This window comes from Caballeronia sp. (assembly GCF_049581465.1).
Classification (GTDB): Bacteria; Pseudomonadota; Gammaproteobacteria; order Burkholderiales; family Burkholderiaceae; genus Caballeronia.
Genome location: NZ_JBAUSA010001123.1, coordinates 1 through 9,975, shown reverse-complemented (window position 1 = coordinate 9,975; position 9,975 = coordinate 1). Strand labels below are relative to the sequence as shown.

The window sequence follows — 9,975 nt, the reverse complement described above, 5'->3', positions numbered from 1 at the left end:
GGTGCGGGCGCTGCGCGCTGCGCGTTGGCCGCCTGGCCTGACTGCGCGGGAGAAGGTGGCGTGGCTTGTTGCGCCGTCGTCGACTGCCGTCCAATGCTGCGGCCGCCAGCCAGCCGGCGCGCCTCTGCATCTTCACTTAACAGGGCACCGGCAATGATTACGCCAGCCAGCGCAAACACCCCGGCTTTCCTGAACAACGGCTTCAGGAAACCCCGAGCTTGGGGTAAGCGCGAATCGGACATTTCGAATCCTCATAAAAAGTGGAACACTAAAATTTGGTCCCGACGTGTAACGCTACCACGCCACCTGACAAATTGTAATATTCGACTCGATCCAGCCCTGCGCGTTCCATCATCGTTTTCAAAGTTTCCTGATCCGGATGCATGCGGATCGACTCAGCGAGATAACGGTAACTGTCGGCATCTTTGGCGAACTTCTCGCCAAGCCACGGCAATACCTTGAAACTGTAGATATCGTAGGCCTTTTTCAGCGGATCCCATACTTTCGAAAATTCCAGTACGAGTACCCTGCCACCCGGCTTCAGTATCCGATACATCTCCGCCAATGCACCTTCCTTGTGCGTCATGTTGCGAAGCCCGAAGGCCACCGTAACCACATCGAAATAATTATTCGGGAACGGAATTTTTTCGGCGTCGCAGAGCAGCGTCGGCGTGTTGATACCCTTGTCCAGAAGTCGATCGCGGCCAACGCGCAACATTGATTCGTTGATATCGGTGTGCCAGACCTCGCCTTTTTCGCCCGCCTGTTTCGCAAACGCTTTCGCCAGATCGCCCGTCCCACCGGCCAGATCGAGGACTTTGTAGCCCGGCCGAACCTTTGCCTGGCCGATTGTGAAGAGCTTCCACACGCGATGCAGCCCGCCGGACATCACGTCGTTCATCAAATCGTAGTTGCTCGCGACCGAATGGAACACACCCGCGACCTTCTTCGCTTTTTCCTGTTCGTCGACCGTTTCAAAACCGAAGTGGGTCTTGCTCATCGCGTTCGTCCTAATGTTGTTCGTGTTGTCAACGGCACGCCCGATGCCAGGCGACAAGCCGAATGCTGCGGCAAAACGCCGCGCTATATTAAGTTTACTTAGTGGCGATGCCCGCCGGACGCCTTGGGCGCCATCGGCGTATCGCGGTCCACGCCGGCCGCTTCAAGTTTGGCCAAATAGTTACGCCAGAGTTCGTCCTGACGCACCGCGAGGTCCCGAAGGATATCCCACGAATAAATGCCGGTATTGTGGCCGTCGGAGAAATTCAATTGAAGCGCGTAATGGCCCACTGGTTCGACCGAAACGAGCGTGACGTCCCGCTTGCCGGTTTGCAGCGTTTCTTGTCCCGGACCGTGACCCTGGACTTCCGCCGACGGTGAATACACGCGCAGCAACTCGAAAGGCAGGCGGTATGACTCGTCATTTGCGTATTGCAACTCGAGAGCCCGGGATTTCGAATGCACGACGATACCCGTCGGGATCGGCGTTTGTTTGGTAAGTCCGCTCATGGTGAGCCCTTGGTGACGTAAGCCGGCGACGGTTGCGAGTGACGCCAAGCCAGCGAAGTTAGCCGAACGCCAGTGTCATTTCGTGGCGCACCGCTTCGCGCAACAGCGTAGCCTGCGCGCGCCGATTGGACAGCAGCGCATGTGACACCGTGCGCTGGCGCGGTGCCCAAATGGGCAGCGGGAAACGGGAGTCGTTGGAATGGCGCGGAATGACATGCCAGTGAACGTGCGGGACCTGGTTGCCAAGGCTCGCCAGATTCACCTTTGCCGGCGATAACACGCGCCGGATCGCCCGCTCGACGCCATTCACGGCCGCCATGATCTGGTGGCGCGCGGCGTCGTCGAGATCGGACATTTCGGCCACGTGCGCCTGCCAGATCACGCGACAAAAGCCGGGCCACTCGGGCTCGTCGGCAAGGACGACGCGCAATGCGCCGTCCGACCACAAGACTTCGCCGCCGTCTTCACGGCAAAAGACACAGTCCATTATTTTCCTCTAGCGAAACAAGCCCCGGTTCCGCTATTACACCAGCACGCGCTCGATCCCGCCATCGTTAGCACGGGCGACGTAGTCTTCCATCCAGCTCGCACCGAGCACCTTGCGAGCGATTTCCACGACGATGTAATCCGACTCGATGCCGGCGTCCTCGTTGAAGCGCGACAAACCTTGCAGGCACGATGGGCAGCTAGTGAGGATCTTGACGTCGGTGCCGCTCGGTTGGGGACCGTCGCCGGCGTTCGCCGCGGAACCTGATGCCGTGGCCCCAGCAATCGCCGTACCGCCCCCATTCGAGCCCGTTTTTGACCCGACCAGCGGAATGTCGCGCAACTTGGCCGCCCCCTTGCGGATTTCCTCTTCCTTGCGGAAGCGGACTTGGGTCGATATGTCCGGCCGCGTGACCGCCAGCGTGCCCGACTCGCCGCAGCATCGGTCATTCTTCTCGATGGTGTAGCCGTCGTTCGCCGAACCCATCAGCTCGTTCACCAGCTTCACCGGGTCCATCGTCTTGATCGGCGAGTGACACGGGTCGTGATACATGTAGCGCGTGCCCGCCACGCCTTCCAGCTTGATGTTCTTCTCAAGCAGGAATTCGTGGATATCGATGATCCGGCAACCGGGGAAAATCTTCTCGAATTCGTAACCGGCCAGTTGGTCGTAGCAGGTTCCGCACGACACCACCACCGTCTTGATGTCGAGGTAATTCAACGTGTTCGCCACGCGATGGAACAACACGCGATTATCGGTGACGATCTTCTCGGCCTTGTCGAACTGGCCCGCGCCACGCTGCGGATAGCCGCAGCACAAGTAGCCCGGTGGCAACACCGTCTGGACGCCCGCTTCCCACAGCATTGCTTGCGTCGCGAGGCCAACCTGCGAGAACAGCCGCTCCGAGCCGCAGCCCGGGAAGTAGAAGACCGCTTCGGTATCGGCGGTGGTTGTCTTCGGGTTCCGGATGATCGGCACGATCTTGTTGTCTTCAATATCAAGAAGCGCGCGCGCCGTTTTCTTCGGCAGGTTGCCCGGCATCTTCTTGTTCATGAAGTGGATCACCTGCTGCGTGACCGGCGGCTTGCCGACCGTAGCAGGCGGTTTTGCCGTCTGCTTCTTCGTGAACCGCTTCAGCACGTCATTGCCCAGGCGCTGCGCCTTGTAGCCGATACCCATCATTGCCGTGCGGGCAAGGTTGATGGTCTGCGGATTCGTGGCGTTGAGGAAGAACATGCCGGCCGCATTGCCCGGATTGAACTTCTTCTTGCCCATCTTGCGCAGCAGATTGCGCATGTTCATGGTGACATCGCCGAAATCGATCTTTACCGGGCACGGCGTCACGCACTTGTGACACACCGTGCAGTGATCGGCGACGTCGTTGAACTCATCCCAGTGCTTGATCGATACCCCACGACGCGTCTGCTCTTCATACAGGAACGCCTCGATCAGCAGCGATGTCGCGAGAATCTTGTTGCGCGGGCTATAGAGCAGATTGGCCCGCGGCACGTGGGTCGCGCAGACCGGCTTGCACTTGCCGCAGCGCAGGCAATCCTTGATCGAATCCGAGATTGCGCCAATATCCGACTGCTGCATGATCAGCGATTCATAGCCCATCAAGCCGAAGCTCGGCGTGTACGCGTTACGCAAATCGGCGCCCGGCAGCAGCTTGCCCGCGTTGAAACGGCCATTCGGATCGACGCGTTGCTTGTACGCCCGGAATTCGCCGATTTCCTCTTCCGTCAGGAACTCAAGCTTCGTGATCCCGATGCCGTGTTCGCCCGAAATCACGCCATCCAGATCGCGCGCCAGCTTCATGATCCGCGCCACCGCGGCGTGCGCATCCTGCAGCATCTCGTAGTTGTCGGAGTTGACTGGGATGTTGGTGTGCACGTTGCCATCGCCGGCGTGCATGTGCAGCGCGACAAACACGCGGCCACGCAGTACCTGCTTATGGATGTTCTGCGCCTCTTCGAGGATCGGCTTGAACTCGCCGCCATTGAAAATCTGGCGCAGTTCGGCGCGGATTTCCTGCTTCCACGAGATGCGTACGGTGCGGTCCTGCGCGATATCGAAGACGTGAGCGCCCGGCTGTTGGTCCACCCGATCCGCCAGTTTCTCGGCCAGCGGCGCGTAGCCGAGCTGAACCATGTAGTGCTGCGCCTCACGCACCGGCATATCCAGCTTCTCGCCGACAAACGTCCAGCGCGCACGCACCCGTTGCAACAATTCGAGCGCCTGCTGAACGCGATCTTCCAGCAGTTCCGCGCTCGGAATTTCGTTGGCGTCGTCGCTTTTGCCGAGCGGCAACTTGCCGGTCTTGAAGAACGCTTCCAGCGCATCGACGAGTTGCAGCTTGTTCTTGATCGACAACTCGATGTTGATCCGCTCGATCCCGTCCGTGTACTCGCCCATGCGGTTGAGCGGGATCACCACGTCTTCATTGATCTTGAACGCGTTCGTGTGCTTTGCGATCGCGGCCGTGCGCGACCGGTCGAGCCAGAAACGCTTGCGCGCCTCGGCGTTGACCGCGACGAAGCCTTCACCGCTCTTGCCGTTCGCCATGCGTACGACTTCGGAGGTCGCTTGAGCCACCGCGTCGGCATCGTCTCCGACAATGTCGCCGATCAACACCATCTTCGGAAATGCGTTGCGCTTGCTCTTGGTCGCATATCCGACTGCGCGCAGATAGCGTTCGTCGAGGTGCTCGAGACCCGCGAGAATCGCGCCGCCCTTCTTCGACGTTTCGAACAAGTAATCCTTGATCTCCACGATGCTCGGAATCGCGTCGCGCGCCTGGCCGAAAAATTCGAGGCAGACGGTGCGCGTGTTCGCCGGCATCTTGTGGAGAATCCAGCGCGCTGACGTGATGAGGCCGTCGCAGCCTTCCTTTTGCACGCCCGGCAGACCCGACAGGAACTTGTCCGTCACGTCCTTGCCCAGCCCTTCCTTGCGGAACTTGCTGCCGGCAATATCGAGCGCTTCTGTGCGCAGCAATTTCTCGCCCGGCGCCTTCGATCCATCGAACCAGTCGAGCCTGAAGCGCGCGACCGGGATATCGTGAATCTTGCCGCAGTTGTGATCCAGGCGCGTGACTTCGAGCCAGTTGCCTTCCGGGTCGACCATGCGCCACCAGGCGAGGTTATCCAGCGCGGTGCCCCACAGCACGGCCTTTTTGCCGCCCGCGTTCATCGCCACATTGCCGCCGACGCACGATGCATCCAGCGACGTCGGATCGACCGCGAATACGAAACCGGCCTGTTCGGCGGCTTCCGTTACGCGTCGCGTGACCACGCCCGCGCCCGAGAAAATGGTGGCGACCTTGTGGTCGACGCCCGGCAAGTCGGTCAGTTCAACCGGCCCGAGTTGTTCGAGTTTTTCCGTGTTGATGACCGCGGCGAACGGCGTGAGCGGGATCGCGCCGCCGGTGTAGCCGGTGCCGCCTCCACGCGGAATCACGGTCAGGCCGAGTTCGAAACACGCTTTGATCATGCCAGCGATTTCGGCCTCCGTATCCGGCGTCAACACGACGAACGGATATTCCACGCGCCAGTCGGTCGCATCCGTCACGTGAGAGACGCGCGACAAGCCATCGAACTTGATGTTGTCCTTTTCCGTCACGCGACCCAGCACCTTCGACGCCTTCTTGCGCAAGTCGTAGGTCTGCTCGAACTCTTTCTTGAAATCTTCGACCGCGCGGCAGGCGGCAGCGATCAGCAATTCGACGCGCGCAGCGCGGTCGCGGCCGGCGTCGTCCTGATGCGCGGAGAGATCCGCCCGGCGACGCTTGTCGATATCGCTCAGCCGATGGTGCAGCGCTTCGATCAGCAGCGCGCGGCGTTTCGGGTTGTCGAGCAGATCGTCCTGCAAATAGGGATTGCGGCGCACCACCCAGATGTCCCCGAGCACTTCGTACAGCATCCGCGCCGAGCGGCCTGTACGGCGTTCGCTGCGCAACATGGCGAGCGCGCTCCAGGCTTCGTCGCCGAGGAGTCGCATCACGATCTCACGATCGGAAAACGAGGTGTAGTTATACGGAATCTCGCGCAGGCGCGGTTCGGTATCCAGAGCCACGGCATGCGCGGCGCCGTTCGGATCGAAGACTTGGGGTGCGTTCATGTTCGACAGTTCGGTAAGCCGGCGCACGCGCTGACGTGACGGGCACGAGCAGCGCCAAAGCCGGCATTGCGCGGGGAAGCGCAGTTTTTCGAATGAGACTTATTTTTTTGAAGGCGGCCGCTGACGTCAGATGCCAGGCGGCGCGCGACCTTCGAGGTAGCCGGAATCAGCGCCACGATCGCGCATGACGCGCCTGCCGCTCGCCTGCGGCGTGGGCAGCGCAGTGCGGCCCGCGAGGGACATGCACACATAGGTCGGTACGGGACTGCCGTTGCATCTTCCGATCCTGTATCGAAAAAGGAATTCTAACCCATCGATAGGTTCGCCGTTTGCGCCGGCTAGCGCGTTGAAGGGCTTTATGCCAGCCAGTTTTGGAAGTTATTTTGAGGTTTTCGGCGTTGAGCAGGGGGAGGGGTCCCGCTTGCCGCACACTCGCCGCCAGCACAACCGCCTCACCCTCCCCCGGCCACCAGAACCGCCCACGAGGGCCCATCACGCTATCATTGCCGTTTTCGCACACCAACATGGCGCGTTGCGGGGTCACACAGTCCCGGCGCGAACGGTCCCGGCATGGCACATCCTGATTACCTGAAGAAAGTCCTGACAGCCCGCGTCTACGATGTCGCGCGCGAAAGCGAACTCGAGCCCGCCCGCATCCTGTCGGCGCGGATGCACAACTCGATTTACCTCAAGCGCGAGGACAACCAGCCGGTGTTCTCGTTCAAGATTCGCGGCGCGTACAACAAAATGGCCCAGCTTTCCGCCGATGTCCTCGCGCGCGGCGTGATTACGGCGTCGGCGGGCAATCATGCGCAGGGCGTCGCGTATTCCGCGACACGGCTCGGCTGCAAGGCGGTCATCGTGATTCCGGTGACCACGCCCCAGGTCAAGATCGACGCAATGCGCGCATTCGGCGGCCCCACCGTGGAAATCGTGCAGCACGGCGATTCCTACAGTGACGCGTACGGCCACGCGGTCAAACTACAAGAAGAACGCGGCCTGACGTTCGTCCATCCGTTCGACGACCCCGACGTGATCGCCGGCCAAGGCACCGTCGCGATGGAAATCCTACGCCAGCACCAGGGCCCGATCCACGCGATCTTCGTGCCGATCGGCGGCGGCGGCCTGGCAGCAGGCGTTTCGGCCTACGTGAAAGCCCTGCGCCCCGAAATCCGGGTGATCGGCGTGCAGACCCTGGATTCGTGCGCGATGGCGCAATCGATTAAAGCCGGCGAGCGCGTGACGCTGCCGGAAGTCGGACTTTTCTCCGATGGCACAGCGGTCAAGCTCGTTGGTGAGGAAACATTCCGGCTGTGTCGTGAGTATCTGGACGAAATCGTCACGGTCGACACCGACGCACTGTGCGCCGCGATCAAGGACGTCTTCCAGGACACGCGCAGCGTCCTGGAACCGGCTGGATCGCTGGCCGTCGCGGGCGCAAAGCTTTATGCCGAGCGAGAAGGACTGGAAGGCGTGACGCTGATCGCCATCACGTCGGGCGCGAACATGAACTTCGACCGGATGCGCTTTGTCGCGGAGCGGGCCGAAGTGGGCGAAGCGCGTGAAGCCGTTTTCGCGGTGACGATTCCTGAGGAACGCGGTAGTTTCCGGCGCTTCTGCGAGCTTGTCGGCGATCGCAGCGTGACCGAGTTCAACTACCGTATCGCCGATGCAAACGCCGCCCATATTTTCGTCGGCGTGCAGATCAAGAAGCGCGGTGAGGCCACGCAGATGACGAACGCGTTCATCGAACATGGTTTCGCGACAGTCGATCTAAGCCACGACGAGCTTTCCAAGCAGCACATCCGCTATATGGTCGGTGGCCACTCGCCGCTCGCGCAGGACGAACGCCTGCTGCGTTTCGAGTTTCCCGAGCGGCCGGGCGCGCTGATGAAATTCCTCTCATCGATGGCGCCGAACTGGAATATCAGCCTGTTCCACTATCGGAACCAGGGCGCGGACACGAGTTCGATCCTCGTCGGCATTCAGGTGCCCGCTACGGAGAATTCGCAGTTCGAGCGATTCCTCTCCACCTTGGGCTATCAATGGTGGGACGAAGGCGCGAACCCCGTGTACCAGCTGTTCCTCGCCTGACGCGGGCGTGGCGTTCACGCTGGACGACAAGCTCGTGGTCGCGATTTCGTCGCGCGCGCTGTTCGATTTTGAGGAAGAAAACGAGGTCTACGAAGCCGGCGATCTGCGGCAATACGAGGCGCTCCAGCGTTCGCGGCTGAAAGTTGCTGCCAAACCGGGCATTGCGTTTTCGCTGATCGAAAAGTTGCTCGCGTTGAACGTGGCGGGCGAGCAGCGCGTAGAAGTGGTGATCCTGTCGCGTAGCGACCCGATTAGCGGATTGCGCGCGTTCAGTTCGTGCAAGGAACACGGCTTGGCAATCGAGCGCGGGGTTTTCACGCGTGGGCGGTCGCCGTTCAAGTATCTCGAACCATTTCGGGCGGCGCTTTTCCTCTCCGCCAATTCCGCCGATGTCCGCGCGGCGCTCGACGCGGGGTTTCCCGCCGCGCATGTGTTGCCGCAAGCGCCGCTTGCCGCGAGCCGGTATCCTGACGAAATTCGAATCGCTTTCGACGGCGACGCCGTGCTTTTCTCCGATGAAGCCGAGCGGGTGTTCCAATCGCAGGGATTGCCTGCGTTCGTGACGCACGAGGTGGGGAAGAAGGATCTGCCGTTGGCGAATGGGCCGTTGAAGCCTTTGCTGGAATCGCTTCACAAGCTGCAAAAACTTAGTCACGAGACGTCGCGGATGCGCATACGCACGGCACTTGTGACGGCGCGGTCGGCGCCCGCGCACGAACGGGCGATCCGGACGTTGATGGCATGGAATATCGAAATCGACGAAGCGATGTTCCTCGGTGGATTGGACAAGGGCCCGTTTTTGGCCGAGTTCGAACCCGATTTCTTCTTCGACGACCAAATTGGCCATTGCGAATCGGCCCGCGTCGTGACGGCGACGGGACACGTTCCGAGTGGCATATCGAACGCACCATGAACACACCCGAACACTCTCCCCTTGGCAAGCCGGTTTCGTATATCGACCACTACGATCCGACCCTGCTGTTTCCCATCGAGCGTGCGGCTGGGCGCGAAGCTATCGGCGTGCCGGCGCCGTTGCCGTTCTTCGGCACCGATATCTGGAACGCCTATGAGCTTTCATGGCTAAACCAGAAGGGCAAACCGCAGATCGCGGTGGCGACGTTCATCGTGTCGGCGGAGTCGCCGAATATTGTCGAATCGAAGTCGTTCAAGCTGTATCTCGGGTCTTTCGCGCAGACCGCGTTTGATTCCATCGACGAGGTTCGGGCTGCGATTCGCAAGGATGTTTCCGCGGTTTGCGGTGCGAATGTTTCCGTGCAGCTTGTGGCGCCTTATGAGTTTGCAGTGAAACTCAAGATGGAGGAGTTTGAAGGGCTGTCGCTGGATCGGCTGGATCTGGACGCTGATGTTTATTCGCCCGATCCTTCGCTGTTGCGCGCCTCTTTTGATGAAGCGCCCGTCGATGAAACGCTATTTTCGAATCTGCTGAAATCGAATTGCCCGGTGACCGGGCAACCGGATTGGGGCAGCGTGCAAATTCGCTATGTCGGTGCGCCGATCGATCACGCCGGATTATTGCGATATATCATTTCTTATCGCGAACATACGGGATTCCATGAGCAATGCGTCGAGCGGATCTTCATGGACGTGATGCGGGCATGTAAGCCGCAACGACTGGCGGTTTATGCGCGATATACGCGGCGCGGCGGATTGGATATCAATCCGTTCCGGACTAACTTCAATCTGCCGTTGCCGGATAATGCGCGGCTGGCACGGCAGTAAAAGCGCTTCGCGCGGGCGTCCGCCCG

7 protein-coding genes and 1 pseudogene are annotated in these 9,975 nt (G+C 60.5%); 3 read left to right on the top strand and 5 right to left on the bottom strand.

All coding sequences use genetic code 11. From position 1 onward, the window contains the following. The 5 genes and pseudogenes from WCA53_RS27490 to WCA53_RS27470 all read right to left on the bottom strand — a co-directional run. A pseudogene (locus tag WCA53_RS27490) lies at positions 1–242 on the bottom strand (hypothetical protein); the annotation flags it as partial. Positions 243–268: 26 nt separating this feature from the next. Further along, a complete protein-coding gene (gene ubiE, locus WCA53_RS27485; RefSeq protein ID WP_423918228.1) occupies positions 269–1,000 on the bottom strand; it encodes a bifunctional demethylmenaquinone methyltransferase/2-methoxy-6-polyprenyl-1,4-benzoquinol methylase UbiE in 732 nt (243 codons plus the stop codon). 98 nt (positions 1,001–1,098) lie between these two features. After that, positions 1,099–1,509 (bottom strand): gamma-butyrobetaine hydroxylase-like domain-containing protein, encoded by a 411-nt coding sequence (locus WCA53_RS27480; protein WP_423918225.1) that lies wholly within the window; start codon positions 1,507–1,509, stop codon positions 1,099–1,101. A 58-nt stretch (positions 1,510–1,567) separates the two neighbouring features. Then, on the bottom strand, positions 1,568–1,996 hold the full coding sequence (locus tag WCA53_RS27475) for an HIT family protein (protein WP_423918220.1): 429 nt from the start codon (positions 1,994–1,996) through the stop codon (positions 1,568–1,570). 36 nt (positions 1,997–2,032) lie between these two features. Further along, a complete protein-coding gene (locus tag WCA53_RS27470; RefSeq protein ID WP_423918215.1) occupies positions 2,033–6,115 on the bottom strand; it encodes a DUF3683 domain-containing protein in 4,083 nt (1,360 codons plus the stop codon). 570 nt (positions 6,116–6,685) lie between these two features. Here WCA53_RS27470 and ilvA point away from each other — a divergent pair. From ilvA to queF, 3 genes are read left to right on the top strand one after another with little or no spacing between them, the layout of a single operon-like run. Then, positions 6,686–8,209, top strand: coding sequence for a threonine ammonia-lyase, biosynthetic (ilvA, locus tag WCA53_RS27465; RefSeq protein ID WP_423918212.1), 1,524 nt, complete (start codon positions 6,686–6,688; stop codon positions 8,207–8,209). 7 nt (positions 8,210–8,216) lie between these two features. Further along, the gene (locus WCA53_RS27460; RefSeq protein ID WP_423918209.1) at positions 8,217–9,122 is read left to right on the top strand and encodes a 5'-nucleotidase; all 906 of its coding nucleotides are present in this window, start codon (positions 8,217–8,219) and stop codon (positions 9,120–9,122) included. After that, positions 9,119–9,949 (top strand): NADPH-dependent 7-cyano-7-deazaguanine reductase QueF, encoded by an 831-nt coding sequence (queF, locus tag WCA53_RS27455; RefSeq protein ID WP_423918206.1) that lies wholly within the window; start codon positions 9,119–9,121, stop codon positions 9,947–9,949. Before WCA53_RS27460 ends, queF begins: the two co-directional genes overlap by 4 nt. The last annotated feature ends 26 nt before the right edge of the window (positions 9,950–9,975 follow it).

Coding starts and splice junctions, on each gene's coding strand:
- ubiE (WP_423918228.1), bottom strand. CDS start 1,000: ATGAGCAAGACCCACTTCGGTTTTGAAACGGTCGACGAACAGGAAAAA.
- WCA53_RS27475 (WP_423918220.1), bottom strand. CDS start 1,996: ATGGACTGTGTCTTTTGCCGTGAAGACGGCGGCGAAGTCTTGTGGTCG.
- WCA53_RS27480 (WP_423918225.1), bottom strand. CDS start 1,509: ATGAGCGGACTTACCAAACAAACGCCGATCCCGACGGGTATCGTCGTG.
- WCA53_RS27470 (WP_423918215.1), bottom strand. CDS start 6,115: ATGAACGCACCCCAAGTCTTCGATCCGAACGGCGCCGCGCATGCCGTG.
- queF (WP_423918206.1), top strand. CDS start 9,119: ATGAACACACCCGAACACTCTCCCCTTGGCAAGCCGGTTTCGTATATC.
- ilvA (WP_423918212.1), top strand. CDS start 6,686: ATGGCACATCCTGATTACCTGAAGAAAGTCCTGACAGCCCGCGTCTAC.